Annotated in this window: 26 protein-coding genes; 8 read left to right on the top strand and 18 right to left on the bottom strand. The window is 65.7% G+C overall.

Features of this window, described 5'->3' with window-relative positions:
- Positions 1–12: 12 nt before the first annotated feature.
- The 4 genes from ASE79_RS08085 to ASE79_RS08070 are packed head-to-tail and all read right to left on the bottom strand — an operon-like array spanning position 13 to position 3507.
- Positions 13–939 (bottom strand): polysaccharide deacetylase family protein, encoded by a 927-nt coding sequence (locus ASE79_RS08085; RefSeq protein WP_056414487.1) that lies wholly within the window; start codon positions 937–939, stop codon positions 13–15.
- A complete protein-coding gene (locus ASE79_RS08080; RefSeq protein WP_056414484.1) occupies positions 936–1862 on the bottom strand; it encodes a polysaccharide deacetylase family protein in 927 nt (308 codons plus the stop codon). The genes ASE79_RS08085 and ASE79_RS08080 overlap by 4 nt, the downstream gene beginning before the upstream one ends.
- A complete protein-coding gene (locus ASE79_RS08075) occupies positions 1862–2548 on the bottom strand; it encodes an isochorismatase family protein (protein ID WP_200910342.1) in 687 nt (228 codons plus the stop codon). Before ASE79_RS08075 ends, ASE79_RS08080 begins: the two co-directional genes overlap by 1 nt.
- The gene (locus tag ASE79_RS08070; RefSeq protein WP_056414482.1) at positions 2545–3507 is read right to left on the bottom strand and encodes a hydroxymethylglutaryl-CoA lyase; all 963 of its coding nucleotides are present in this window, start codon (positions 3505–3507) and stop codon (positions 2545–2547) included. The genes ASE79_RS08075 and ASE79_RS08070 overlap by 4 nt, the downstream gene beginning before the upstream one ends.
- 95 nt (positions 3508–3602) lie before the next feature.
- On the opposite strand from ASE79_RS08070, the gene ASE79_RS08065 reads away from it, so the two are divergent.
- Positions 3603–4772 (top strand): CaiB/BaiF CoA transferase family protein, encoded by a 1170-nt coding sequence (locus ASE79_RS08065; RefSeq protein WP_235516812.1) that lies wholly within the window; start codon positions 3603–3605, stop codon positions 4770–4772.
- Between the two features lie 2 nt (positions 4773–4774).
- Here ASE79_RS08065 and ASE79_RS08060 read toward each other — a convergent pair whose 3' ends face one another.
- Positions 4775–5560 (bottom strand): GntR family transcriptional regulator, encoded by a 786-nt coding sequence (locus ASE79_RS08060; RefSeq protein WP_082445178.1) that lies wholly within the window; start codon positions 5558–5560, stop codon positions 4775–4777.
- A gap of 107 nt (positions 5561–5667) precedes the next feature.
- On the opposite strand from ASE79_RS08060, the gene ASE79_RS08055 reads away from it, so the two are divergent.
- Together ASE79_RS08055 and leuD are read left to right on the top strand one after the other, a co-directional pair.
- Positions 5668–7077, top strand: coding sequence for a 3-isopropylmalate dehydratase large subunit (locus ASE79_RS08055; RefSeq protein WP_056414473.1), 1410 nt, complete (start codon positions 5668–5670; stop codon positions 7075–7077).
- A complete protein-coding gene (leuD, locus tag ASE79_RS08050) occupies positions 7074–7691 on the top strand; it encodes a 3-isopropylmalate dehydratase small subunit (protein WP_056414470.1) in 618 nt (205 codons plus the stop codon). The genes ASE79_RS08055 and leuD overlap by 4 nt, the downstream gene beginning before the upstream one ends.
- A 4-nt stretch (positions 7692–7695) precedes the next feature.
- On the opposite strand, the gene ASE79_RS08045 is transcribed toward leuD, so the two are convergent.
- The 4 genes from ASE79_RS08045 to ASE79_RS08030 all read right to left on the bottom strand — a co-directional run bounded on the left by ASE79_RS08045 (position 7696) and on the right by ASE79_RS08030 (position 12992).
- On the bottom strand, positions 7696–9102 hold the full coding sequence (locus ASE79_RS08045; RefSeq protein ID WP_056414466.1) for an FAD-dependent oxidoreductase: 1407 nt from the start codon (positions 9100–9102) through the stop codon (positions 7696–7698).
- Between the two features lie 18 nt (positions 9103–9120).
- Entirely contained in the window at positions 9121–10467 is a 1347-nt protein-coding gene (locus ASE79_RS08040; protein WP_056414463.1) for an MFS transporter, read from the bottom strand.
- Positions 10468–10749: 282 nt separating this feature from the next.
- Positions 10750–12192, bottom strand: coding sequence for a carbohydrate porin (locus tag ASE79_RS08035; RefSeq protein WP_056414461.1), 1443 nt, complete (start codon positions 12190–12192; stop codon positions 10750–10752).
- A 542-nt stretch (positions 12193–12734) separates the two neighbouring features.
- A complete protein-coding gene (locus tag ASE79_RS08030) occupies positions 12735–12992 on the bottom strand; it encodes a hypothetical protein (protein WP_056414456.1) in 258 nt (85 codons plus the stop codon).
- Positions 12993–13189: 197 nt separating this feature from the next.
- Here ASE79_RS08030 and ASE79_RS08025 point away from each other — a divergent pair, with 197 nt between their 5' ends.
- A complete protein-coding gene (locus ASE79_RS08025; protein ID WP_056414453.1) occupies positions 13190–13774 on the top strand; it encodes an alpha/beta hydrolase in 585 nt (194 codons plus the stop codon).
- A 76-nt stretch (positions 13775–13850) separates the two neighbouring features.
- Here ASE79_RS08025 and yghU read toward each other — a convergent pair whose 3' ends face one another.
- Both yghU and ASE79_RS21630 read right to left on the bottom strand, forming a co-directional pair.
- Complete coding sequence (gene yghU, locus ASE79_RS08020) at positions 13851–14744, bottom strand: glutathione-dependent disulfide-bond oxidoreductase (protein WP_056414451.1); 894 nt, start codon at positions 14742–14744, stop codon at positions 13851–13853.
- A gap of 439 nt (positions 14745–15183) precedes the next feature.
- Positions 15184–15351 carry a hypothetical protein gene (locus tag ASE79_RS21630; RefSeq protein ID WP_235516811.1) on the bottom strand — a complete coding sequence of 56 codons (168 nt, stop codon included), beginning with the start codon at positions 15349–15351 and terminating at the stop codon, positions 15184–15186.
- A 39-nt stretch (positions 15352–15390) separates the two neighbouring features.
- Between ASE79_RS21630 and ASE79_RS08015 the strand changes: the two genes are divergently transcribed.
- The 3 genes from ASE79_RS08015 to ASE79_RS08005 all read left to right on the top strand — a co-directional run bounded on the left by ASE79_RS08015 (position 15391) and on the right by ASE79_RS08005 (position 19559).
- Positions 15391–17973, top strand: coding sequence for an HWE histidine kinase domain-containing protein (locus ASE79_RS08015; protein ID WP_056414448.1), 2583 nt, complete (start codon positions 15391–15393; stop codon positions 17971–17973).
- Positions 17974–18126: 153 nt separating this feature from the next.
- Positions 18127–18978: an archaetidylserine decarboxylase gene (gene asd / locus ASE79_RS08010; RefSeq protein ID WP_056414445.1), complete on the top strand. Its 852-nt coding sequence runs from the start codon at positions 18127–18129 to the stop codon at positions 18976–18978.
- Between the two features lie 53 nt (positions 18979–19031).
- Positions 19032–19559, top strand: a complete 528-nt coding sequence (locus ASE79_RS08005; protein WP_235516810.1) for a metallophosphoesterase family protein — start codon at positions 19032–19034, stop codon at positions 19557–19559.
- 13 nt (positions 19560–19572) lie between these two features.
- Here ASE79_RS08005 and ASE79_RS08000 read toward each other — a convergent pair whose 3' ends face one another.
- Genes ASE79_RS08000 through ASE79_RS07990 form a run of 3 tightly spaced genes read right to left on the bottom strand, consistent with a single transcriptional unit; the run spans position 19573 to position 21652 of the window.
- Positions 19573–20346: a sterol desaturase family protein gene (locus tag ASE79_RS08000; RefSeq protein ID WP_056414442.1), complete on the bottom strand. Its 774-nt coding sequence runs from the start codon at positions 20344–20346 to the stop codon at positions 19573–19575.
- Positions 20343–21125, bottom strand: coding sequence for a fatty acid desaturase (locus ASE79_RS07995; RefSeq protein ID WP_156359603.1), 783 nt, complete (start codon positions 21123–21125; stop codon positions 20343–20345). The genes ASE79_RS08000 and ASE79_RS07995 overlap by 4 nt, the downstream gene beginning before the upstream one ends.
- Positions 21125–21652 carry a sterol desaturase family protein gene (locus ASE79_RS07990; RefSeq protein ID WP_056414439.1) on the bottom strand — a complete coding sequence of 176 codons (528 nt, stop codon included), beginning with the start codon at positions 21650–21652 and terminating at the stop codon, positions 21125–21127. Before ASE79_RS07990 ends, ASE79_RS07995 begins: the two co-directional genes overlap by 1 nt.
- Positions 21653–21980: 328 nt before the next feature.
- On the opposite strand from ASE79_RS07990, the gene ASE79_RS07985 reads away from it, so the two are divergent.
- Positions 21981–22763 carry a phosphatase PAP2 family protein gene (locus ASE79_RS07985; protein WP_162237019.1) on the top strand — a complete coding sequence of 261 codons (783 nt, stop codon included), beginning with the start codon at positions 21981–21983 and terminating at the stop codon, positions 22761–22763.
- Here the strand turns inward: ASE79_RS07985 and ASE79_RS07980 are convergent.
- The 4 genes from ASE79_RS07980 to ASE79_RS07965 form a co-directional block, all read right to left on the bottom strand.
- Positions 22711–24036, bottom strand: a complete 1326-nt coding sequence (locus ASE79_RS07980) for a glycosyltransferase (protein WP_235516809.1) — start codon at positions 24034–24036, stop codon at positions 22711–22713. The genes ASE79_RS07985 and ASE79_RS07980 overlap by 53 nt on opposite strands.
- 148 nt (positions 24037–24184) lie before the next feature.
- The gene (locus ASE79_RS07975) at positions 24185–24661 is read right to left on the bottom strand and encodes a GAF domain-containing protein (RefSeq protein ID WP_056414431.1); all 477 of its coding nucleotides are present in this window, start codon (positions 24659–24661) and stop codon (positions 24185–24187) included.
- A 244-nt stretch (positions 24662–24905) separates the two neighbouring features.
- Positions 24906–25691, bottom strand: coding sequence for an oxygenase MpaB family protein (locus ASE79_RS07970; protein WP_235516808.1), 786 nt, complete (start codon positions 25689–25691; stop codon positions 24906–24908).
- Positions 25692–26080: 389 nt separating this feature from the next.
- Entirely contained in the window at positions 26081–26932 is an 852-nt protein-coding gene (locus ASE79_RS07965) for an SDR family oxidoreductase (RefSeq protein WP_156359602.1), read from the bottom strand.
- Positions 26933–26934 lie beyond the last annotated feature (2 nt).

Here is a 26934-nt window from a genome sequence, read left to right as displayed (position 1 = left end):
CAGGACTATAACCTACGCAATTTGCGAGGCGATCTGCCGCGAGACTTCGGACGCTGGCAGAAAGCCTACGCCAGTTCGGCCGCGCAACGTGCCGAGCAGCGCTTCCAACGCGCCGATCCGATAGGGAAGCCCCATGACGTACGGGGTCAGGTGGATCGGTAGCATGCGTCCGCCGAACCGCGCCGCCTCGCTTTCCAACCACATGCAGGCATCTTCCAGCTGGGTCCGGAAACTCTCCGCCGATTGCTGCTGGACGGTCACGATCTGGCGGTCGGACAGTTCATGGTTCAGCGGGATGTTGAGGATCGTGCCGGACGGCGTCGCGATGCGGTACGGAAGGTCGTCATTCACCCAGTCCAGCATATAGTCGAGCCCCGCCTCGACCAGCAGCCGCGGTGTATTCCAGCTTTGCGACCGGGCAATCGAAAGCCAGCCGCGTGGGCGCGTTCCGGCGACCTTCTCGAGGCCATCGAGCGCGCGCGCAATGAGACGACGTTCGGCGTCCTCATCCAGACCGGACGCGATCGTGCCGTTCATGTCGGTCGAGTGTGCGGCGATCTCGTGCCCGGCGGCAACGATGTCGCGGATGATCGACGGATAGCGCTCGGCGATCGCGGCATTGGCAGCGACGGTGACCTTTGCGCCGACCGCAGCAAAGGCGTCGAGCAGCCTGTAGAAGCCCACCCGCGTGCCATATTCCCGCGCGGTATAGTGGCGATAGTCGGGATAGGCGGTCTGCATATGCCCAGGCGCAAGGAACGGCGTCGCGGACGGCTGGATCGAAAACCATTCGAGCGAGACGACGATCGGCACGGCGACCACCGTATCGCCCTCCCAGGCGATCGGTTGGCGTTCGAACAGGTTGGACCAGGGGTACAGATCATGATCCATGCCGCGACGGCGGCGCTCGTAGACGAGGTAGTTCGGGTCGAGAGTCATCGGCCGTTCTCCGCGAAGCGGGCGGCATCGGCGGCGGCCGAGTCATACCCATTGGCCAGGAAATGGTCGGCAATATCGCCGCTGCGCGTGATCCATGCCCGCCCGTCCGCGGCGATATGGCGCAGAACCTCCTCGAACGCGCCGATCCGATGCGGCTGACCGATCAAATAGGCGTGGAGCGGAATGCACATCACGGTGCCGGACGTCTCGCCCTCCGCCGCCAGCCGGTCATATTGCCGGATCAGCGCGTCGGCATAGTCGCGCGGGCTCATATTGTAGATGAAGAAGCCATAATGGTCGTTCACCTCGAGGCTGTAGGGCATCGAAATGAGCTTGCCGGACTTCACATGCACCGGCCCTGGCTGGTCGTCATGGTACAGGTCGCAGGTGTAGGTGAGGCCATATTCGGCGATCAGGTCCAGCGTGCGTGGCGTATGCGTCAACGCGGGCGCAAGCCAGCCGCGGATCGTCTGCCCGGTCGCCTCGCGGACGGTGCGGATCGAATCCTCGATGATCGCGCGTTCCTGTGCCTCGTCCATCCCGTAGGAGTAACGCGTATTGTAGATGCCGTGGCTGAAGAACTCCCAGCCGCGCGCATTCGCATCCGCGACGATCTCCGGGATATGCTGGCACAGCGCGACTGACAGTGAGACCGAGCCGGGGAAGCCGTGCTTGCTCATCACCTCCGCCATTCGCCAATGGCCGACGCGATTGGCATAGTCGCGGTGCGCATAGCCGACGACGTCGGGATGCGGCTTGGTCCAGCTCTTGCGGTGCGGGTTGGCGGGCGGGTCGATCTCGTAATATTCGAGATTGGGCGATACCCATACCGCGATCGACTTGCCATCGGGCCAGCGAATCGGCGTGCGGTCGCGATAGGGGCGGAAATCATACAGGCCTGGATCGGCTTCGCCTTCGCGCATCAGCGTGCCTCCAGCCAGTCGACCACGGTCTGGACCGGCTCGACATCGGCATATTTGAGCTGAAGGTCGGTCAGATTGGCGAAGTGGTAGCTCTCATGCTTGTCCGCACAGGTCTCGAGCGGGACGATCGTGCGATAGCCGCGGCTCAGCGAATCCACCGCGGTGGCGCGGACGCAACCCGAGGTCGAGCCGCCGGTGATCACGACCGTATCGACCTTGTGCCAGACCAGCAGGCTCTGCAGCGGCGTCTCGAAAAAGGCCGATGGCATGCGCTTGTCATAGACCAGGTCGACCGCCGCATCGATCTCACAGCGATCGTCGAACGCATGGCGGCGCGACCCGTAGGTGATGTTCTGCAGGCTGTCGGGCGTGTCGCTGCGCGTGCCCCAGACCCCCGCGTCCGCCGCGGTGCCGTGATAGCCAACGCGGGTCCAGATCACCGGCATGCCACGCTTGCGCGCGAGCCGGCTGATGTGGTTCACATGATCGATCTGGCGCGGGTCCGTCTCATAGGCGGTCTTGAACTCGTCGAGCCGAGTATAGGCGTTCTGGATATCGACGTTGACGATCGCAAGCCGCTCGCCAAACCCGAATTTCGCGCGGGCGGGGTTGGACATGACCTCCTCGAAGATCTGCCGGGCGGTGCGGTCGTCTGCAACCATGCGGGTGCCGAGCATGTCGGTCATACTGCCATCTCCAATTCGTGTTGCGGCCGCGCTATCGCCGGCACGAACCCGAGCGGGAGCCCTGCATCGGGTACGAAGCCGTAGAGCGGCTCGTCGGGCAGAGCTTCCGCCAGTATCGCTCGCGTCGCTAGGAGCTTGGGGATATCGATTCCGGTATCCAGCCCCATCGCCTCGAGCATGAACACGAGGTCCTCGGTGACGATATTCCCGCTCGCGCCGGGTGCGAACGGACAGCCGCCCAGCCCGCCCAGCGACGAGTCGAAGGTCGTCAGGCCAGCGTCGAGCCCGGCCAGCACATTGGCGAGCCCGAGCCCGCGCGTGTTGTGGAGGTGGATACCGGTCACCGCGGCGGCACCCGCGACATCGCGCACCATCCGGACCATGTGCCGCACGCCGGCGGGATCCGCATAGCCGGTGGTGTCCGCGAGCCCGATCTCGTCGCACCCGGCCTGCATCAGCGCCTCGGCCAGCCGCATGACCTGCGCATCCGGGATCGTGCCTTCGAGCGTGCAGCCGAAGACCGTCGACAAGCTCCCCTCGAAATGCGGACGCTGCTCGACCGGCAGCGCCGCGATCAAGTCAGCAATGGCGCGTGCCTCGGCGAGCACCTGCTCGTGCGTCCGGCGAAGATTGGCGAGGCTGTGCGTTTCGGACACGGACAGCGGCAAGGTGATCTTGTGCGCGCCCGCCGCGATCGCGGCCGCCGCGCCCTTGGCGTTGGGTACCAGCACCGCAACCGTGAGGCCCGGGATCGTTCGTGCAAAGGCGACGATCTCCGCGGTGTCCGCGAGCTGGGGGAGCAGCTTTGCGGGGACGAAACTCCCGACCTCGATTTCGGTCACGCCGGCGGCTGCCTCGGCCGCGATCCAGGCCTTCTTGACTGCCGGCGGCAGCACTTGGGCGAGATTTTGCAAGCCATCCCGTGGGCCTACCTCACTGATCAATATCTGCGATGCCATTCGACTCACCTTGGCTTTTATGTCTTATACATATAACAATTGAGACAACCTGTCGAGCATGGGTAAGGTTGCACGGATTTGGAATGGGAGATGACATGATCGACGAGGCGTTGCCGCTGAGCGGTATCCGGGTGATCGAGTTCACGCATATGGTGATGGGACCGTCGGTTGGCCTGATCCTGGCCGATCTCGGCGCCGACGTGATCAAGGTCGAGCCAAAGGGGGGTGACCAGACACGGCATTTGCTCGGCTCGGGCGCGGGATATTTCCCGATGTTCAACCGCAACAAGCGGAGCATCTGCCTCGATCTCAAGAGCGAAGTCGGCAAGGCGGCCGCCATCGCGCTGGTCGAGGGCGCGGACATATTGATCGAGAATTTCCGGCCGGGCACGCTGGTCCGGCTCGGGCTCGGACCCGACGATTTTGCGGAGCGCCATCCCCGGCTGATCTACTGCTCGGCCAAGGGCTTCCTGACCGGCCCGTATGAGAACCGGACCGCGCTCGACGAGGTCACGCAGATGATGGGCGGGCTTGCCTATATGACCGGTCCACCCGGCCGCCCGCTGCGCGCAGGTGCATCGGTGGTCGATATCACCGGCGGGATGTTCGGCGTCATCGGGATCCTCGCCGCGCTCGAACGCCGTCATCGTACCGGGCGCGGCGGCGACGTGAAGTGCGCGCTGTTCGAGACGACGGCTTTTCTGGTCGGACAGCACATGGCGCAGGAAGCAGTGACCGGAAAGGCACCGCGACCAATGCCCGACCGGATCTCCGCCTGGGCGATCTACGACGTGTTCGAGACGCGCCTGCCTGACGAGCAGGTGTTCGTCGGCGTCGTCAGCGACGGGCAATGGGTCGCCTTTTGCGAAGCGTTCGGACTGGACGCGTTTCTCGCGGACGCGACGCTGGCCACGAATAACCAGCGGGTCGAGGCCCGCGAGAGGATCCTGCCGACCGTCCGCGACTGTTTCCGCGCGATGAGCCGCGCGGAGGCCGTCGCGCTACTCGAGCGACTCGGCTTGCCGTTTGCGCCGATCGCCACGCCGTCCGACCTGTTCGACGATCGGCATCTCGGTGCCGGCGGCGGGCTCGTCGACCTCACGCTCGAAGACGGAACAAATACCCGCCTGCCCGGGCTTCCGATCGAAGTGGACGGCAGCCGCATGCCGCGTCGGCTCGGCCTGCCGACCCCCGGCGAGCACGGCGCCGAACTGTTGCGCGAGGCAGGGCTCAGCGAGGACAGGATCGCGGCCGCGCTGGCCTGATGTCAGCCTATAGCAGGCCGTGTGCCGCTTTGGAGATCGAGGCTAATCCGGTAGCGATCGGCCCGATAGTCCGCGATGGTGAACAGCACCGGCCTGCCCCCGTCGTCGAGAATGACTCGCTCGATCCGCAGCATCGCGTCGCGCGGCTCGATCCCGAGCAGCGCGGCCGTGTCGGCGCCGGCATGCTGCGCGGAAACGGTCTGCCGCCCCCCCGCGATCACGACGCCCGCATCGGCGAGATGCTTCAGGATGGGGTTGGCGGTGAGCGACCGCTTGGTGAGCTTGACGCCAAGATCGGCGGGCATCCAGCTCGTCACCAGGCCGAGCGGCTCGTGATCGGTATGGCGGATGCGTCGCGCGCGATACACGATCGTCTCCGCCTGCCGTTCCAGAATGTCTGCAATGTCCGCGGGCGCCGGTTCCTTGGCGAGGTCGACGACCTTGACCGGCGTGTTGCGCCCGAACGCCATGAGGGACTCGATCGCCTGGTCGACATTCGCCTCGATCGGCACGGTGGAGGCCTGGTAGACCACGCGCGTACCGGTCCGGCGGCGGCGTTCGACCAGCTTGTGGAGCGCCAGCTCGTGCAACGCGCGCCGCGCCGTGATCCGCGAGACGCCGTGCTGCGCGCCGAGTTCATGCTCGGTGGGCACCGACGCCCCGAACGCCAGCCGACCACGCAGGATATCATCGCGCAAGGCCAAGAATATCTGGTGATAAAGCGGGACGGCATCCGCGCGTTGAACCGGTACAACTGCCACGCCCGAACCGTCCTTGCCTCTTGCCATGGCGCGACCTTAGCGCAGCCCCGAAAGTCGGCACAGCATTAAAACTCAAGACGTTGAATTGTGCTAATGCTATAGCAAATCACCGTCCCGTCTGGTACGTGAGCCAGATGGCAAAGACCCTGTTCGACAAGATATGGGAGGCGCACCGGATCGCCGACCTGGGCGATGGCGCGGCGTTGATCGCGATCGATCGCGTGCTTCTCCACGAGCGGACCGGCGGCGTCGCGTTGCAGAGCCTTGAGAGCGCGGGATACAGCGTGCTGGCACCCGAACGCGCCTTCGCGACGATGGACCATGTCGTCGACACGCGACCGGGTCGCACCGACGAGACGCTGATGCCCACCGGCAAGAACTTCATCGTCGCAACCCGCGAGGCGGCGAAGAAGGCCGGCATCACGATGTTCGACATCGGCGATCCGCGACAAGGTATCGTGCACATCATCTCGCCCGAACAGGGTATCATCCAGCCGGGCAGCACGTTGGTCTGCCCCGACAGCCACACCTGCTCGCAGGGCGCGCTCGGGGGGCTAGCGTGGGGAATCGGATCGAGCGAGGCGGAGCATGCGCTCGCTACGGGAACGCTGCGGATCCAGAAGCCTGGGACAATGCGGATTACCGTGTCGGGACAGTTGTCGCGGGGCGTCACCGCAAAGGATCTTGCGCTCTACATTCTCGAGCAGATCGGCGCCGCGGGGTCGCGCGGCCTGGTGGTCGAATATGCGGGGACGGCGATTGCCGCGCTCGATGTCGATCAGCGGCTGACCCTGTGCAACATGGCGACCGAGCTTGGCGCGTTTACCGCGATCATCGCGCCCGACGACACGACCTTCGCCTATCTGGAAGGACGCCCGTTCAGCCCACAGGGCGCGTTGTGGACGCAAGCGGTGGAGGCCGGCCGCGACCTTTCCAGCGACGACGACGCCTGTTTCGATCGCGAGTGGTCGATGGATGCGTCCGACGTCGCGCCGATGATCACCTGGGGAACCAGCCCGCAACAGGCGATGCGGCTCGGCGCACCGGTTCCCAGGACCGGCGACTCCCCCCGCGATACAGCCGAGGCGGTTGTGCGGGCGCTCGACTATATGGGGTTGAAGCCCGAGCAGGAGATCGTCGGGTTGAAGATCGACGCGGCGTTCATCGGCTCCTGCACCAACAGCCGTGTCTCGGACCTGCGAAGGGTGGCTGAGATCCTGCGCGGAAAACACGTCGCCCCGCATGTCCGCGCTATCTGCGTGCCCGGCTCCAGCCAGGTCCGCATCGCGGCGGAAGCCGAGGGGCTTCACCAGGTTTTCCTCGATGCCGGCTTCGAATGGCGCGAGGCGGGATGTTCGATGTGCTTCTATGCGGGGGGCGAGAGCTTCGGACCGCAGGAGCGCGTGATCAGTTCGACCAACCGCAATTTCGAGAGCCGCCAGGGCCCCGGAACGCGAACCCACCTCGCCTCGCCCGAAACCGTCGCAGCCTCTGCGATCGCCGGACGGATCGTCAGCCCAGCGCGCGGTGAACATACCCCATGACGCCCTTCACGACCTGCACCGCCGTCGCCGCCCCGTTGCTGCGCGACAATGTCGATACCGACGCGATCATCCCGTCGCGCGAGATCAAGAGCGTCGGCAAGACCGGGCTCGAGGACGGGCTGTTTGCGGGGTGGCGCTATACCGAGATCGGCGGGCGCGAGCCGGACCCCGGCTTCATCCTCAACCAAGCCGCGTATCGCGACGCGCAATTCCTCCTGTCGGGGACCAATTTCGGTTGCGGTTCGAGCCGCGAGCACGCCGCCTGGGCGCTCGCGGAATATGGCTTCCGCGCGGTCGTCGCCCCGTCGTTCAATCCGATCTTCCAGGGCAATTGCGTCCGCAACGGGATCGTGCCGGTGGTGCAGCCGGCGGATGTCGTCGCCCAGCTTGCGGACGAGGCACCGGGCCCGATGACGATCGATCTCGTCGCCTGCGAGATCCGTGCAGCCTCGGGCGCGACCTGGAGCTTCGAGATCGGCGAGGAAGCCCGGCACATGCTGCTCGAGGGGCTGGACGCGATTGCGCTGACGCTGCTGCGCCGGGCGGAGATCGACGCGTTCCTCGCGGACGACCGCAGGCGCCGCCCCTGGATCTACCCCGGGGCGACCGGCTGAACGCTCAAGCCCGGCCGATCGCTTCGGCCGCGGCGCGCCCCGCCAGCTTGCCGAAGGTGGTTGCGGTGAGCAATCCGTTGCCCGCCATATAGCCGTCCGCGCCCGCCCCCGAGACGCCGCGCGCCGCACCGCCGCCCGCATACAGGTTTGGCAGCGGCGTCCCGTCCGCACGCAGCACGCGCGCGTCGCGGTCGACGACCAGGCCGCCTTGCGTGTGGAACAGCGCGCCGGTGACCTTCGCGGCACGATAGGGCGGTGCGAGCACAGGCTTGCCGGTAAAGTCGCGTCCGAACGGGTCTTCAGCCTCCGCGGCGACCATCTGCGCCACCTGCCCCGCGGTCCTTGCGAGCGCGTCGCGAGGGAGCCCGGTGGCGTCCGCCAGAGCGTCGAGATCCGCCGCTTCGATCACCGCGCCCGCGGACAGCGCGTCGCGATAGTCGTCGAACTGGAGCATCAACGCATGCAGCCGCGCGTCGAAGATCGACCACGCGACCCCGCCAGGCTGCGCGTTGACCTTTGCCGCCTGTTCCGAATAGCCCGCCGCCTCGTTCGAGAAGCGGTCGCCGTCGAGGTTCACCTGGAAGCCACCTTCCATGATCAGCGGCCAGAGAATGGGCACGCCATGCCCGACCGCGAGCCCGCCATGCCCCTGATAGCCCTGCATGTCGCCGGTCGCGGCGCCCAGCGCTTCGCCCCAGGCGATCGCATCGCCCTTGTTGCCGAAATGCCCGTAGAACACCGCGCCCGCCATTTCGGGGATGAACCGCTCGACCATGTCGCTGTTGCCGCCGAAGCCGGAGCAGGCGAGGATCAGGGCGTCGCAACCGATGTCCTCCGCGGTGCCATCGGGCCGTCGGATGCGGATGCCGGTGACCCGGTCGCCGTCGGCGTGCAGCGCCTCGACGGTCGCGTCGGTCAGCAGCGTCACGCCCGCGCGTTCAGCGGCCGCCTCGAGCGCACCCATCAGTTCGCTGCCCGAGCGACGCGGCGTGCCGTACATCCGCCGCGCGCTGTGCCCGGGGTACAGGAAGCCGTCGACCAGATCGAGCGGCACGCCGTGGACATCGCGCATCCATGCGATCGTGTCGGCTGACTGCTCGGCGAGACGCAACGCGATGTCCCCTTCGGTACCGCCTTTTGTCTTGCGCATCAGATCCGCCGCGAAGATCTCTGCGCTGTCGTCGATCCCGGCTGCGCGCTGTTCGGGCGTGCCGGCGGCGGGGATGAGCCCGGTCGACATCGCGGTCGAGCCCAGCGGCGTGGCATCGCGCTCGAGCACGAGGACCTCGACCCCCTTGTCGCGCAGCGCGAGCGCGGCGGTCAGCCCGGTTGCGCCCGCGCCGATGACGATCGCGGGAAACGCCATTTCGAAGGCGACGCCGGTTTGGTTCAGCACCATTGTGTCCGTCATGGCAGAGTCCTTTTCGGTTCAGCGATCGGATACGGAGAGGCGGCCGAGCCGGGCGGCGACTGCGGCGAGCACGCCGGAGAGCACCAGCGGCACCGCGAAACAGGCGAACGTCACCCATAGCGGCTGCTTCGCCGCCAGCAGCGCGCCCCCCGCGATCGGGCCGATGATCGCGCCGCCGCGGCCGATCCCGACCGCCCAGCCAATCCCCGCGCCGCGGATCTTTGCCGGATAGAGCTGCGCCGACAGCGAGTAGAAGCCGGTAAACCCGCCCTGCAACGTCAGTCCGAGTGCGAAGGCGGTGACAAGGATCAGCGTCAGCGGCAGGCTTTGCGCGAAGATCATCATCAACACCGCGCAGATCGCGAAGAAGATCGCGATCAACCGGCCGATCGAGTTGCGCATCGCGAGCCACCCGATCAGCAATCCACCGATCGCGCCGCCCATGTTGAAGATGCTGCCTGCCCAGAGCGCCTTGGACTGGCTGAGCCCGCTCTCGACCGCGAGCTTCGGGATCCAGCTGGTCACGAAATACAGGACCGCAAAGCTCAGGAAGGTCGCCATCCACAGCGTAACGGTCGCGCGCCAGAGGTCAGGCGCGAGCAGATCGCGTGGCCGTGGCAGCGACCCCTTTTCGGCCAGTGGCGGAAGCGCGGCCAGTTCCGGCCAACCCATCCGGCGGCGCAGGTCATTGCCTTGCGCGAGCGCGCCGGCGGGCTGCCGCGTCTCGAGGAACGTCACCGATTCCGGCAGCAATGCCCAGACGGCCGGTAGAAGCGCGGCGCTGATGACCCCTGCCCCGATCAGTGTCGCCTGCCAACCAAAGGCCGGGATCGTGTAGAGCGCGACAAGCCCGGTTCCGACCGCGCCGATCGGATAGCCAGCCTGAAATATGCCCATGGCGAGCGAGCGACGGCCCGCAGGCGCATATTCGCTGACGAGCGCCGCGACGCTGGCCAGCAATGTGCCGATGCCGATTCCGGTTAGCGCGCGCAGGATCGAGAAGGTGACGAGATCGGGCGCAAAACCACAACCGAGCGCCCCGATCGTCATGACCGTCAACGCCAGCAACACGATCGGCCGGCGGCCCCAGGTGTCCGCGAATGGCGCGACCACGACGCAGCCGACCATCATCCCGAACAGTCCGGCGCTGAACACGACGCCCAGCGTCGCGAGGCCGATGTTCCAGTCCGCCGCCATCGACGGCGCGACATAGGACATGATGAGCAGGTCCATCCCGTCCAGCGCGTTGATCGCCGCGCAGATCGCGACCACCAGGATCTGGAGCCCGGTCCAGCGCTGCGATCGCAACCGTTCGCCGAGCGCGATGGCCTCGTCGGCGTCACTGACAGGGACTGCCCCGCTCACTGCGCGACCAGCCCGGCATCGGCTGGCGACCGGCGTCTTGCATAAGCGATCGGCATCGGCTCTCTCCTTGCGTGTCCAATGCCTTTTGCATTTGGACCTGGGGTCGGTGGGCGTGCGACACGGCGCCAAGCCTCCCTGCCGAGGCTGGCAATCGTTGGCGAAGGCGGCGCTACTTCCGATGGAATGCGTGGTGCTGCCCGGCTGGATATGGCGGCATCCTATGCCGCGGCGACGCCGTGTCAATCAGTAATGTACTATCTATATAACAAATGGAGGCCGTCATCACAGCAGGACGTAGATGGTCCCCGACAGGTTCAGCGCGTCCTTGAACCGGCCGATGAACGAGGGATTCTTGATATAGGCGACACCCGGCGTCAGGTAGAGACCGTGGGTGGCGTGGAAGGTGTAGCTGCCGGTCACCGAAAACTGATGATCGTTGGCGTAGATCTCCTGCGCGGCGTTCGCAGTCTGCGCGTCGTCGGAGAATTTGGTATAGCCGACCCGCAGCGCGACCGAGTCGAGCGGGCGCGATGCGAACGGTCCGAGGTGATAGACCCGTCCTTCGTAGAACTGCGTCATGCTGTTGACGTTGCTCGGCGCCCAGAACACGCTCGCACCGGCGTAGACGCCATGCGACGGTTGCGCCCGGTCCGGCTGGGTCAGCTGAAAATCCGCCGCGCCGTAGACCGTCTTGTTCGCCGCGGTGCCCTGCCCGTCGAAGCGCGTATAGTTCGAATCATTGTAGAGCGCGCCGGCACGGACCCAGATCTGCTTGCCGTCCTTCGAGGCGGGTCGCTTGACGCCGACCTCCCCGATGTACAGCGGCCCTGCGTCCTTCATCTTGAACGCGACATTGGGGCCGTTATGGTCGAGTTCGTACGGCGTCCCCGCCGGCGCCGTGCTGCGTTGCACGCCCAGCTTCAGATAGCCGCCCCGCTTGGCGTGGAACGTCAGGTTCACGGCGGGTGTCGCGGCAGGATCTGCGCTGAGGCCGGCCTGGATCGGGATCAGGCCGGTAAGCCCCGATGCCAGTACAGGACTGCCGCCCACGAAGAAGCCGACCCACTCATAATAATTCGGCATGATACCGAGCTTCAGCTCGATCTTATTGTCGGCAAAGCTCTGGTAGAGCGCGATGTTCCTGAAGCCGACCGTGTTCTGTCCATTCGGCCGGAACGTCGTGATCTGCGAATTATAGCCGAGGATCAGCTTCGCATCGGCGAGCCCGAACTTGTCGAGGCCGATCGTGGTGACGATGTTGGTCGCCTGATACTGCAGCGTCGGACGCTGGCCGTTATAGCGTTGCGGCGCATAGGGCTGCCCCGTGTCGAGCGGGTTGTAGAGGCCGACCATGCTCAGACGCGCCTGGATGCCGATATCATGCTCGGCGAGCATGCTGCGGACACCACCCGCATCGCGCAGCAGCGAGTCCGCGGAGCCAGGGACGCTCGTGGTCAGGCCCGGTTCGGCGAGCGCATCAAAGCGTCGGTACTTGGCCGCGTCGTCCTCGGCATCGGATGCGACGGCCAGCGGCGCCTCGGACGGCTCGACCGACGCTCCCGCGGCATTGCCCGCAACCGGAACCGCCGGCTCGCGCTGCCCCTCCGCGCCGTCGCTCGCCGGGGCTTGTTGCGCTACGGCAGAAGCGGCCAGGACGGTAACGCCCGTCAGACCGGCGGAAAGCGTGGCGGCGCGACAAAGCGCGCGCGAAAGTACGCGTGACATAATCCTGCTCCTGCTTGAGCCGCCTTTGAGGCGGACACTTATCATTATTTGATAGATCGTCCGTTATTCACGCACGGTCGGCCGTCGTTGCACGCGGCACATCGCAAGCAACCCCGCCTCTACGCGATCCATAATTACTCGATTACATTATCGGTATCTGTTCGACTCTCTGTCTTGTTTTCATTCATCTAGAGAACGGAGTTTTACTACTTGTCGAGAGTGTTCGAGTCCTATGACCCCCGAACGCCAATCTATAAGTGACGACCCCGTGTCAAGCTTTATGTACTATGTGTATAACAATTCAAGGGGTGCGTTTTACGACGAACTGGTGGACGGCCGGTGATGGCGAAGAGAGTGGCCGCAGACGCGGGCTAGAAACGCGCGCGACGATCGCCATCCCGTTGGGCGAGTTTCTTTCCAGCATGTCGAAGAGCCGCAGCAGGGCGGACTGGCCTAAGACGCCGATGGCCGCTTGCGCGGCGCCTGCTGGCACGGTCACCTAGGCCTGGGTTGGTAGACCGACTCGCGCAGCTCCGCTCTGCCTAGAGTCCGGCTTGATCGATCATCGACGCGACCTCGACCGGCAACGCGGATTCCGACTTGGGGAGGAACCGGTTGAGCGCGGTCTGTACGCGTTTGCGCGCGACCTGATAGGCCTTGTGGCGGATCGCGCGCGTGGCGTTGGTCCGCCATGACGGGCTCTCGCCGAGCAAGGCCTCCCACTTCGCTTCCTCTGCTTCGAGGATGGATAGCGCCAGGCGCAGTCCATCGCGCCGCCCGCGCGCATATTCTTCGGACATCACAGGCTTCTCCCTCACAGGCTCAGTGTTGGCGTCGCGCCCGCGCCTTGGCAAGGCAGCGCCCTTCGAAGGATTGGATAAGCCAGCAACGCGTAAGGCGCGGAATCAACCTGGAGCCGAGATAGACCGGTCTGGCTCGTATCCGATCAACGGCATTGCGCGCCAGGTCCGAATTAGGCAGCCTATGCGCTCATGGAATGGGAGACCGGATCGTGTCTGTTGCTGTCCTGGAAAGCCATCGGCTGAAGCTCATCGCGCTCGTCCCCGAAAATTCCGTCTCGATCTTCGACCGGTTCCGGGAATTCCCGCGGTTTGCCGATTTGCAGCAGATCGCGGTTCGGGGCCGTACCGTTGCAGAGCGAACCGCAACGGCGGCGCGCATCGACGCAGCCGTATCAATCTCCGACCGGGCCGTCATGCTGCTGGCACAGGGAAGCGCGTGCGCGGCGGCCGCATGGTGGGCGCGGCTGTCGCCGAAATCCTATACGGCGAACGTTTCCGGCGCCTTGCTCGTGGCGCCCGAACGGGCCGGGCTCACTGGTCACGGCTTCGCATCGCCGAAGATGAAGCTGCCCTTCCCGTCGATCGCGGTCGGCGCGGATGACGAAACGCAGCGGCTCGGCATCGAATGGGGAAGTCGCTTGATCGACGGCCCGATCCTGACCGCGGCGAGCGCGCCGACCAACCGGTTCCGCGCCATCATCGAACGCTTCACCGCCGCCGTCGTCGAGCGCGACGTCGGTGCCGCCTATCGCATCCTCAACGCCATCGGGGATGACTAGGTAACGCTCGACACGCACCTGAGCCGGGCCGCGGCGTCGGGTGCGTGTCAGACCGCTTAACCTTCCTGGTCGAGTATTACTCCGGCGCGCCGTCGGTCCGCAGCGCGTCGAGCTTGTCCTGCGTCCGCGTCTCGAAGTCGGCGGCGTCGTGGCGCTCGGGGAGCTGGCTGGAAGGCTCGCCCATAACGCGGTTGACCATCCGCCCGCGTTTCACCGCAGGCCGCGCGGCGATCATGTCGGTCCAGCGCTGGACGTTCTTATACTCATTCACTTGGAGGAACTCGGCGGCATCATAGACGAGCCCCTTCACCAGCGCGCCGTACCAGGGCCACACCGCCATGTCGGCGATAGAATAGTCGTTGCCGCCGACATACTCGCTCTCGCCCAGGCGTCGGTCGAGAACGTCGAGCTGCCGCTTCACCTCCATCGCGAAGCGGTCGATCGCATATTCGATCTTCACCGGTGCATAGGCGTAGAAATGCCCGAAGCCGCCGCCGAGCATCGGCCCCGCCCCCATCTGCCAGAAGAGCCACGACAGCACCTCGGCGCGCTTGGCGGCATCGGTGGGCAGGAACGCACCGAACTTCTCGGCGAGATAGACGAGGATCGATCCGGACTCGAAGACCCGGATCGGCGTTGCACCGCTGCGATCGACGAGCGCCGGGATCTTCGAGTTCGGATTGGCCTCGACGAAGCCGCTGCCGAACTGGTCGCCGTCCATGATCTTGATGAGCCAGGCATCGTATTCGGCGCCCACATGCCCTGCCGCGAGCAGTTCCTCGAGCATGACCGTCACCTTCACCCCGTTGGGCGTCGCCAGCGAGTAAAGCTGGAGCGGGTGCTTGCCGACGGGCAGGTCCTTGTCATGCGTGGCACCGGCGATCGGGCGATTGATGCTGGCGAACCGGCCCCCGCTTTCCTTGTTCCACGTCCAGACCTTGGGCGGCGTATAGTCGGCGGTCTCGGTCATTCGGATTCTCCGCTACGGTTGTTCGGTGTCGGCGAAGTGAGCCGTTGCGGGACCCGGCGCAAGCGCGGAGTTGCTTTGGTCGAGACCGGTGGACGCCGGCCTGAGACGCGTAGCGTGCTTGTACGACGACGAATCTTGGTCCTGATACGGCTCCCCGCCCCCTCCAGCGGGTTCAGGCGCTCCTGACGTAGGCTACCATGAATTGACCGGTCTTCGACACCACAGCACGAAGTATTCCCCAAATGGCGTAGAACGATAGCCACGATCCCTAAAATGCTGGTCTTACGGCTCTGTACTAGCTTTCACCGGCTGCCGCCCTTTATTGACCGCCGCACGCGGAAAATGGTTCCGCTCCGTGGCTTCCATCGACCGAACGGATACCGTACCCAGCACGAATGCAGCATTTCGCAAGAATCAATCGGCTCGAATAGTGCAGATTTCACTCGCCCTCAGCCTGGCATCTGGTCGCGTCGCCAAGGTGGCGCGTCCGCTGCGCCCCGATGAGGCAATCAGACCTGAGGATCGAGACCATCGCGGGGCCGGTCGGCTTTGCGACGCGCACGCGGTTCAGGCGGGCATGCCGCGCCAAGGTCGGCTGTTCGGCCATGGAATACCGCCAACCGAGCCAATGAGGGCCGCGTAGATCATGTCAGGAACCGTCGATCAGAGCATTCCCGATCTCACGATCTGCGACCGAGAGCCGATCACGCGGCTCGATCGGATCCAGTCCTTCGGGTTCCTGATCGCCCTCTCGAACGACTGGACCATTGCGCGCGCCTCGGAGAACACCGCCGAGATGCTCGGCGCCGCGGCAGAGCAATTGATTGGTTGCCGCCTCGACACGCTTATCAGCCGGCAGGCGCTGCACGACATTCGCAACCGGATGTCGATCCTCCAGGCGACGTCGAGCGAACGGCTCTTCGACATCGGCCTGATCACCGCGAAGAAGCGCTTCGATCTCAGCCTGCACTATAGCGGCGACCTGCTGATCCTGGAAGGCGAGCCCTCCTTGCCGCAGGACCGGATGGAGGCGGCCTCGATGGTGCGCGCAATGATCGAGCGGCTCAAGCGCGCGAAGTCCGTCGCCGACTTTCACCGCGATGCCGCGCGCCAAGTGCGCGCGATCACCGGGTTCGAACGGGTCATGATCTACCGCTTCGACGACAATGGCGACGGCGACGTCATCGCGGAATCGACCCGGTCGAACATCGAGAGCTTTCTCGGCCTGCGCTACCCGGCGTCGGATATCCCGGTCCAGGCACGCGCGCTGTACCTCGCCAACCCGTTCCGGATCATCGCGGACGTCCATGCCCCGACCGTCCCCGTGCTGCCGTATCGCGGCCAGCCCGAGCAGGCGCTCGACATGACGCACGCCGTCACGCGCGCGGTATCGCCCGTGCATATCGAATATCTGACGAACATGGGGGTCGGCGCCTCGCTGTCGATATCGATCATCGTCGAGGGCCGGCTATGGGGTCTGATCGCGTGCCACCATGTCGACCCGCGCTGCCCCAGCTTCGTGATGCGCACCGCCGCCGAGCTGTTCGGCCACATGTATTCGATGACGCTCGAAAGCCGCCTGCGCGGTGATGCCGCGACCGACGAACGCAATGCCCGTGCGCTCAGCGACCGGATGATGACGGCGATCGCCGGCGACGAGACACTGCTGACCAATGCGGAATGGATCCGCGATATCGTCGGCGGCATGATCCAGTGCGACGGCGTCGCGATCTTCCAGCCGGGCAAACTGACACTCAACGGCGCAACGCCGCCGGAGAGCGAAATCACCGCGATCGCCCGCTACCTCGATACGACGTCGCCGAGCCGAGTCTACGCCACGCATGAGATCGCGGCGATCGCGCCGCGGTGCGCGCAGTCCGCCGATCGCGCCGCAGGGATGCTGGCGATCCCGGTGTCGCGGACACCGCGCGACTATATCATGCTGTTCCGCCGCGAGCTGCTCGAGGAGGTCCGGTGGAGCGGTGACCCGACCAAGCCGGTGGTCCAGACCGAGGACGGCCTGCGACTATCGCCGCGCAAGAGCTTTGAGGCCTTTGTCGAGACGGTCCGGGGCAAGGCGTCGCCGTTTTCGGAGGCGGACCGACGCATTGGCGAGGCCGTCCGCATCGCGATCATCGAGGTGATCCTGCGCTACTCCGAAGCGGCCAGCGACGAGCGCCGCCGGGCGACCGAGCGCAGCACGTTGCTGATCGCTGAGCTTAATCACCGGGTCCGCAATATCCTGACGCTCGTCCGCGGCCTGATCGCGCGAACCGGCCAGAGCGCGACCGGTGTCGCCCAGTACACGTCATCGCTCAATGGTCGCGTACAGGCACTGGCACGCGCGCATGATTATGTGACGCGAAGCTCATGGGGGCCGGCGTCGCTGCTGGCATTGCTGGATGACGAGGTGAATGCGCATCGTCGCAACGGCCACGACGTCCTCCTGATCGACGGACCGCCGATCCACCTCCACCCGACCGCAATCTCGACGATGGCGCTCGTCATCCACGAGCTGGCGACGAACAGCGCCAAATACGGGGCTTTGTCGACCGAAGGCACGGTGCACGTCGCGCTTGGCATACGCGCGGATGGCGGGCTCGACATTCGCTGGCGCGAGCGGGGCGGGCCGCCTGTGCAGGCGCCCACGCGCCGCGGTTTCGGCTCGGTGGTGATCGAGCGGACGGTACCCTTCGATCTCCAGGGCACCGCCGAGATCCGGTACGCGCTCTCCGGTCTCGAAGCGGACTTCTATCTCCCCGCAAAACACGTCGTCGCGGCCGATAGAGACATGGCTATCGGCTGCGACGCCATTACGCCCGAGGAGGCATCCGTCGGGGCGGCCTCGACCGAAATCAACCGTCTCGCCAGCACCTCGATCTTGCTGCTCGAAGACAGCATGATCATCGCGCTCGAAACCGAGGACATGCTGTACGCGCTCGGCGCAAACCGGGTGACCACCGCCTCGACGATCGCGGAGGCCGATGCCCTTCTCGCCGCCGGCCGTTTCGACCTGGCGGTACTCGACATCAGTGTGGCCGGTCAGGTCAGCTTCGATTTCGCGCAGCGCGTCCGGAAGGCAGGTGTGCCGTATATCTTTGCCTCGGGCTATGGCGACCAGGTGGCGCTCGATGGCGAGGAGACCGGAACGATCGTATTGCAAAAGCCGTTCGAGCTCGAACATCTCCGACAAGCTCTTCTGATGAGCCTCGCCACCCGCCTCGCCTGAAGATGCGTGGGCGCCGTCGGAGCGATTGGAAGTCTTTACCCGCAGGCGCGCCTGTTTGCGCGCATCACATCGCTCGGCATCGGACATATCTCTGAAGGGTCGACCTCCCCTTTAATTGCCGTACAAGAGCGACTTGGGAGTTGTGAGAGCTTGATGTCCGATCGCCTGAAGGTTTTGCTCCAGTACGTGCTGCCAAAGCAGGGTCTGACGGTCTTTGCGGGGCGAATCGCCGGCGCACAGGGCGGCTCAGCGACAACGCGGCTGATCCGCTGGTTCGTCGGCCGATACGCCGTCGATATGCGCGAAGCCGCGGATCCGGACATTGCCAGCTACAAGAGCTTCAACGACTTCTTCACCCGCCCCCTCAGGGCGGGCGCACGTCCGATTGCAGCCGCGGATTTCGTCTGCCCGGTCGATGGCGCGATCAGCCAGTTCGGCGCGATCGACGACCATCACATCGTGCAGGCAAAAGGGCACAGGTTCACCACGACGGAACTGGTCGGCGGCGACGATGTGCTGGCGGCCCGGTTCCGGCACGGCAGCTTCGCCAACCTGTATCTGTCCCCCAAGGACTATCATCGCCTGCACATGCCCTGCAACGGCAGGCTGACTCGCATGATCCATGTGCCGGGACAGCTGTTTTCAGTGAACCCCGTCACCGCGCGCGGCGTGCCGAACCTGTTCGCGCGCAACGAACGCGTGGTGTGCGTGTTCGATTCCGCGGAGCATGGCCCGTTCGTCATGGTGCTCGTCGGCGCCACCATCGTCGGCAGCATGGCGACCGTCTGGCACGGCGTGGTCAATGCGAAGCGCAGCAACGCGACGACCGAATGGAACTACGCCGATCAGGACATCGTCCTGCGCAAGGGCGAGGAAATGGGTCGCTTTCTGCTCGGCTCGACGATCGTCATGCTGTTCGGGCAGGATAGTATCGTCTTCAACGATCAATGGGCACCCGAGCGACAGGTCCGGTTGGGCGAGCCGATGGGCCATCGCCCGACCTGAGCCGTCACGACGATGCCGGCACGATGGTGCCGAACCTTTTGGGCGGGCTATCGTTGATCGCCGATGACCTGCCCGCCGCCGTCGCCGCGCCCATGAGCGTATTTTTCACCGCCGATACGCATTTCGGCGACCATCGCACGATCAACATTTCCCGCCGACCGTTCGCGAACGCTGCGGACATGACCGAGGCGCTGGTCGAACGCTGGAACGCCGTCGTCGGCAGCGATGACGTGGTGTGGCACCTGGGGGACGTGGCGCGTCGACCGGCAGACGTCGCCGGGTTGCTAGCACGGCTGAACGGTACCAAGCACCTGCTTCGCGGCAACAACGATCCCGATGCAACGCTTGTCTCGGACGGGTGGGACAGCGTGGCAGACTATGCGGAGATAACGCTTGAGGGGCGGCAGCTCGTCCTGTGCCATTATCCCTTCAGAAGCTGGAACGGGCAGCACCGCGGCGCGATCAACCTGCACGGCCACAGCCACGGACGGTTGAAACCGATGCTGCGCCAGTTCGACGTGGGCGTCGACGCCCACGACTTCGCGCCGGTCCAGCTCGACAGTCTGCTGCGAAGCCGCTGACGACTCTATGCTCTTATTCGGCGGGGGCGGTGCTGGCGGCCGTAACCCTGCGAGCAGCACGCGCATGCTCGCGCGCGAAGTCGCCGACGCCGCGGTCGGTGCCGCACAGCCGGTCCCAATGGCGAAAATACAGACCGTAATTGCAGCCATAGAGTTCGTGATGCCGCTGGTGATGGCTCGCCGTGATCAGCCAGCCTCCCAGCCGCCCCGTCCACATGACGCGCGGGAAGATCTCCCACCCCATGTGATTGGTTACCCCCATCACCGTCATGATCGTCAGGACGATGGCCAACCCGCCGACATGGATCGGCACGAAGAAGACCAGCAGCGGGATGACCACGGCGCCGGTCAGCGCCTCGATCGGGTGGAACGCCATCGCGGCCCACGCGGTCGGCGGACGGCTGGCATGATGGAGCGCATGCGCGAGCTTGAACGGTGCCGGTCGATGCATCCAGCGATGCGTCCAGTAGAACCAGGCGTCATGCAGCAGCAGATACAGCAGGACCGAGACCGGCGCATACCAGAGCGGATAGGCATGGATGTCGGTGTACACTCGGGTCCAGCCATGATGCTCCCAGCCCCAGGCGACGACCCCCGCCGGGATTCCGTAGAGCGCGGCGGACGCAAGGCTCCAGACGATCTCGCGCCGAACCTGCGGGTCCAGCCCGAGGTACAGCCCGGGATGCTTGCGAACCGTCACCCACGCGAACGCGCCTGAGACGATGAGATAGCGCACGCCCACGATGACGGTCATCGCCAGCGCGGACAGGAGGATGGCGATGATCATGTCCGGTCTCGAGCCAGCTGGCGACCCGCAACCTTTTCAATGGTCGCGCGGCGCCGCGCGGGCAGCCCCCACCATGGTGTTCCTGGGGAGAGATGGTGCTCGTGATGATAGCCGCCAAAATGGAAGCAGGTCAGCAGCGACAATATCGGGCCGATCTTGATGCTGTGCGCCCGGTGCGAGTCCGCGAAGGGCACCGCGCCGTCGCGGTGCGGCAGCCAGGTGCCGAAGACGAATAGCTGCGCCACGGCGCCCACGGCCGGCAACGCCCAGAAGACAACGATGTTACCCAGCGGGGCCCCGAGCAGCAGCGTATAGATCAGCGCGACCAAGGTGATCCGCACGATCTGGCCGTGCGAATAATAGGTGCGGAAGAATTGCATGAACCAGCCGACCAGGCTCGGATCGCCGCCGTGGAAATCGGGATCTCCCGCTCTCCCCGTGCTCTCGTGATGCAGGTGATGCCGCGGGAGCAGTGCCGCATAGGACAGGCAGGCATAGAGCGCGAGGCAGGTCGTCCCGATCGCCCGGTTCAAGCGCGGATAGCGCGGCGCCAGCGCCCCGTGCATCGAGTCATGTGCGACGATGAACAGGCCTGTGCTCAGCCACGTCTGCACGAGGATCGCCACGATGGCGACCGGAACGGTCCCCAAGCTCCAGCGCCAGAAGAAGATTCCGACGATATGGATCGTCAGCCAGGCGACGACGATCGCCGCGGCCAGCGAGACGCCGATCGCGGTCTGCCGGGCCAACGCCCGGTCCGCGGGGCGCGCAGCGGCCATCACTTCTTCACCGCCAACGTCGGCATTGTGCGGGTTTTCTCCGCCCCGACCGGACGGCGCGCCGGCTGAACGTTGGCGCGCAGCTGGGCTTTCAGCACGGCCGGCTTGCGTGCGAACAGGAAGCCGTGGCTGACGGTACCGTCCTTGCCCTCGACGGCATGGTGGAGGCGGTGCGCCTGCAGGAGCCGCTTGAAATAGCCCTGCTTGGGGACCCAGCAAAAGCCCCCGCGCTGGTGCACGAGCATGTCGTGAACAAACGCGTAGATACCACCATAGACGGTGATGCCGAGCGCCGCCCACCACAAGGGTTCCCACCGCAGGCCGACGACGAACAGGACGACCGGCACGATCGCGAAGACGATCGCGTACAGGTCGTTCTTCTCGAACCAGCCGTCATGATCCTCGTGATGCGATTTGTGCCAGCCCCAGCCCCAGCCATGCATGACATACCGATGCGCCGCCCAGGCGAAGCACTCCATGAACAGCACCATGAAGACAACGATCGCGAGTTTCTCGAACCAGGCCATCAGGCGTGGCTCACCGAGGTGCAGGCGAACGGAGACAGCGTTTTCAACATGATCCGTACATATCCCTTACGTGACGGCGATGCGAGGGGGGGCATCGGCTAATTCGCATGATGGCGGGCCCCATGCGCGTCAAACTAACCGCGCGCCGGTGGCACCGCAGGCGGACACGCTGCGTTCGACCGCAATGACCGCGCCTGTCCCACCTGTCGACCGCCCCAATTTGCCTTCCTGGGTGTTGATCGCGGCAATGCTCCTGAGCCTGCTCGCTACGCGATATTCGCACATGTTTTCAATCGATCCAGTCCGAGCGCTGCCTGCGGTCCTGGCCATGGCGGCACTCGGCACGGCGATGGTGGCCGGCAGGCGCACCGCGCGGCCTCGCCTCGCCGCCGGCGCGACCGCCTTCCTTCAGATGACGTTGTTCACCGTGCTGGGTGTCGTTCTGGCCTATGCGCTGGCGGCGCAGTCGGGAGCCTTGTGGGATCAGCGCCTGGCGGCGGCGGATCGCGCGATCGGGTTCGACTGGCCGGTGGTGCTGCGCCTGCTCGACATGGCGCCCGCGGTGATCTGGGTGCTCGGATTGGCGTATCACAGCCTGGCAGTGCAGATGGTCGTCGTCATCGTGTGCCTGAGCGCGCTATCGAAATTCGACACGCTGCGGACGGCGGTGTGCGCCGCGATCCTGTCCGGCTTCGTCACGATCCTGATCTCGGGACTGACGCCTGCACTGGGCAACCTGTTCGACCCTTCCCATTACCGGCACCTCTGGCCATCCGTGGCGTGGGTCGAGCAGGGCCTGATCGCCGGGCTTCGCGATGGATCGCACCATGTCCTCGACCTCACCACGCTGATGGGCATCGTCAGCTTCCCGAGTTTCCACGCGACTCTTGCCGCGATCTTCATCTGGGCGTTCCGGGCGATACCGCGCCTGTCCGTACCGGGTAGCGCATGGGCGATACTGACGATCATCGCGACGCCGGTCTTTGGTGGGCATTACGGAGTCGACGTCATCATGGGGCTGATCCTGGCGCCGCCCGCAATCATGTTGGCCAACCGCCTCACGCGGCGCAGGCCGTCTCCCCAGTCGGTCGGCGCAGTGTTGCCGGCATAGCGTCCGCCCAGCCCCCAAATGCAGCATCGACCAGCGCCGCGGCTTCATTGGCGCCTCCGCCTGCGGCAATTTCCGTCGCGAACAGTCGCGCGGCGCGGCGATAGCTCGGGTCCGTCAACACCCGTCGTAACGCAGGCTCGAGTGCGCCCCTGCCCGCGTCCCGGGACGACACGACGCAGGCCGCGCCGACCCGTGCTAGCCGAGCCGCCGTGGCGGGCTGTTCGAACCCCAATGGCACCGCCACGATCGGGATCCCCGCCGCCAGCGCGTCCAGCACCGTGTTGAACCCGCCGTGCAGGATCGCGGCCGAGCAGTGTTGCAAGACTCTGGTCTGCAACAGGAACGCACGGACCAGCGGATCACCGGGAAGCGAGGCCGCCTCGCGGTCGCTCAGCCCGCCCCCATGCGCCACCACCGCACGTGCGCCGACCGCGGCACAGGCGCGGGTCATCGCCGCGAACAGCGACCGCCGCGCGCCCTGCAACGACCCGAGCGAACAGAATATCAGCGGCCGCTCGTCCTCCCTCGGAAGGCGCTCGTCAGGCTCGCACCGCCGCCACGGGGTGCCATATCGGAAGCTTGGCGGCAGCGCGGCCCGCGGAAAATCGAGGCCGGCGGGACATTGGGCGATCTGCAGCCGGTCCGACCATTGATATCGCGGATCGGGATCGAGCCCCCACAGACGCGCATAGCCCGCGACCGTCCCGGTGATCGGCTTCATCAGCAGGTCGCTCACCGCATACCCACCCCTGTTCCGGTTTAGCCCGATCACACCCGGACGATAGGGCCATCCGAGAAACGGCGGCGGGACCATCGGCTCCCTGAGCAGCGGCAACCCGGTCACCGCGGTCACGAACGGCAAGCGCAGATGCCGCGCTACGAGCGCGCCTGCGGGCTCGACCGAGTCCGCGATCACCGCATCGACGCCGAGCCGCGTCAACGCTGCCGGCAAGGTGTCGAGGAGAAGGCGGGTCATCGCTGCGCTGGTGCGGATCATCCTGGGAAGCCCGATCGGCCCTGACGGCCTAGCCAACGCCGACATATAGGTCGCGAGCCCCCCGTCGCGGTCCGCAGGGTGATCGAGCGCCGCGAAGCGCACCGCCGGGTCCGCGACCAGCGGCGCTGCCTCCGCCAGATTGACCACGGTGATCTCGGATCCCGTCGCCGCGAGTGCAGCCCCCAGCGCGACCAGCGGATTGATGTGCCCCGCGGTTGGCGGTGCGATGATCGCAATATGTCGCCGTCCAGGGATCACGTGGCCAGAACTTTCCATCACCGCCGAAAAAGCAGCGGTGTCCTCCAGCGTCCGCGCTAGGCGATAGTTCCATCGCACAGGGCGATCTCGCCGAACCATGCGAGAACAGCCGCGCCGCGGACGGCCATTACCGGGTGCCCTTGTCAGTGGGGCATCGCCTTCGCCTTCAGCCGGACACTGTCTCTCGCGAGAGGATTGCAGCGACTCGCGCGGCATAGCGCATAAGCGTTGGCACGGTGTCTGGCCCGACAAGCTTGCGCGGTTCGGGATCGATCGCGCACAACGTCCCGTAGAACGAACCGTCGTCTAAAATGATCGGCAGCGATATGTAGCTCTTGAACCCACAGAGCGCGGGGGCGGGATGGCTGTGCCACTTCGGATCGCTCGAGACATTATCGATCACGACCGCGTTGCCGGATTCGCGGATGTCGTTGCAGATCGTTGTCGAGACGCGAAGTTCATCGCCGGGCGACATGCCGAATTCGATCTGATCGAGGACTTGGCACGCGATCCACCGCGTGTCGGTAACGCGGGCGACGGCGACAAATCCCATGCCGGTGACGGCCGCCACCTCTTCAAGAATGCCGCGTATGCCGACATTCTCGCTATGAAGCGCGGTGGTGGCTGCGATTTCGTCAAGCATAGAATATCCCCCCGCCAGATCTTAGCAGATACGCTGGGCCTATAGTCTTACTTATGTTAGTGACTAGCAGTTTACCATGCTATTCGCACAGGACGGTGTTCCGAAGCGCACTGCGTTCCAATCGCACCGCTTTCGGCGGGGCGAGCCGTGAGATCTAAGGCTGCGTCTACCAACTACGGCCTTGCTATGGACGCGCGCGCCGCCCGCGATGCGCCGCGCTGGATCCCGCCCGCCGGCGGCGCATTCAGGCGAGCGCCCACCGCAGAAGCCCCCCGGCGCCTACGCCACCAGCGCGGACCGCCAGGCGCTGGGCACCCGGTACGCTGCGTCCGTGCAGGGCGAGTGCCCAAGCCGGTAGCAACTCTGCACCCGCATGCAGCATGACTTTCTGCAACGGCACCGCGGCCACGCTGGTCGCCGGCTGGTTCATCAGCGCCGATGCCACCGCGCGAGTCCGCGCATCGCAGCGGAGTTGCGGCCGCATGCTGCCCAGATAGGTCGCGACGTCCCTGCGGGTCTCCGGCACGCCGGTGGCGCCAAGCCGGCGCGCCAGCGTCGCCATCTCGCCATAATAGGCGTCTTGTCGCGAGCCCGGAAACGTCGGCGACCGATATCGCAGATACGCGGCGAGAAAGCTGCGCGCTTCCGCCACATGAACCCATGTCAGGAGTGCCGGGTCGTTCGCCGCATAGGGCGTGCCGTCCGGCATGGATCCCGTCACATGCTCGTGGATCGCCCGGACCCGTGCGATCGCGGCGTTGGCGGCTTCGGTCGATCCGCGCGTCGTGACGCCGATGAACTTCGCGGTCCGTCGCAACCTACCGTGCATGTCCTCGCGGAAATTCGAATGATCCCACACGCCGGCAAGCGCCGCCGGGTGGAGCATCTGCAACAGCAGAGACGATACGCCGCCGATCATCATCGAGGGAAAATCGCCGTGCACCGCCCACACCGCCGAGCCCGGCCCGAACAATCCGGTATCGCCGGGGGGCCGTTCGAGGCCCGGGTCCACCGCGGGATCCGGCCGCATCACCGCGTGTATCTGTCGTCGGATTGCGGTGCGCAAAGGGTTCATGCCGGTACCTGTCCCGAGAGCATCATGGGTTTCGATGCAGCCTGAACGGGCAAAAGCTGCTTCGACGGGACAACGCGCGAAAGCCGAAACGGTACGCGCGCGCCACTGCCATAGTTTCCCAACCTGTCGAGGGTCGCGGCACCGCGAGAGGCGTCAAGACCGCGGTTTAGGCCACTCGACCATCACCGGGAGACATCCTTCGACCGACTGAGCGCCACCGCAATACCCGCGCCCACGACACCGAGGAGCAGTATGACGGGGTTGAGTTTCTGCGCCTGCAACGCGGTGCTCGACTGGCGGGCGCCGACCGCCTGGCTTCCGCGCAACGCATCGACCCGCGGCGCCTAAAGGTTGTCGCGCCGCGCCGGGTCGCCGGGATCTGCCGGCGCCTGTTGCGCCGCCGTGCCGACCAGTTCGAGGATCTTGTCACTCAGACCCGGTGCGGCGCGCGAGAGGAGTGACGCCACCAGCCCCCCGCCGCCGGCATAGATCGTCCGCCGCGGTGTCTCGCACGCGAACAATACCGCGTCGGCGACCACCGACGGCGCGTAGAGCGGCGGCGGCAGGCGCGGTGGCTGGTCCATGAAATTGCGCGCATGCTCGGGGAACGGCGTATCGATCGCGCCCGGCTTGATCAGCGTGACCGAGATGCCGGCCCCCTCCTTCTCCAGTTCCATCCGCAGCGTATCCGTCAGCGCCTGCACCGCATGCTTGGTGGCGCAATAGGGCCCCTGCTCGACGATCGCGCGATCGCTGAGGATCGAGCCGATCGTGACGATCGCCCCGCCCCGCCCGCGCAGATGGCGTACCGCGACGAGCGAACCGTGCAGCACGCCGAAATAATTGACATCGAACACGCGGCGGTGATCGGCGATCGGCACCTGCTCAAGCGTGCCGTACGTCCCGATTCCGGCATTGTTGACCCATGTATCGAACCCGCCAAACGCTTCGACCGCCACTGCGGCGACACGCTCGACCGCGGCCATGTCGCTGACGTCGGCGACGCAGATCGCAATGCGTCCGCCGTCGGCGGTCAGGCGATCGCGCAGAGCCTCGAGCGCCGCCGCGTTACGCGCGGTCGCGACGACGGCCGCACCGCGGCGCACGGCAGCCTCGACGATGGCGAGGCCGTTGCCGCTGGTCGCGCCCGTAACGACGATGACCTGATCGCGGAGGCGTTTGAGCGTGATGGCCATGG

It is taken from the genome of Sphingomonas sp. Leaf28 (assembly GCF_001421685.1).
Taxonomy (GTDB): domain Bacteria; phylum Pseudomonadota; class Alphaproteobacteria; order Sphingomonadales; family Sphingomonadaceae; genus Sphingomonas; species Sphingomonas aurantiaca.
Note: the sequence above shows the minus strand (reverse complement) of the source record. Positions and strands in the feature narration are given on the sequence as shown.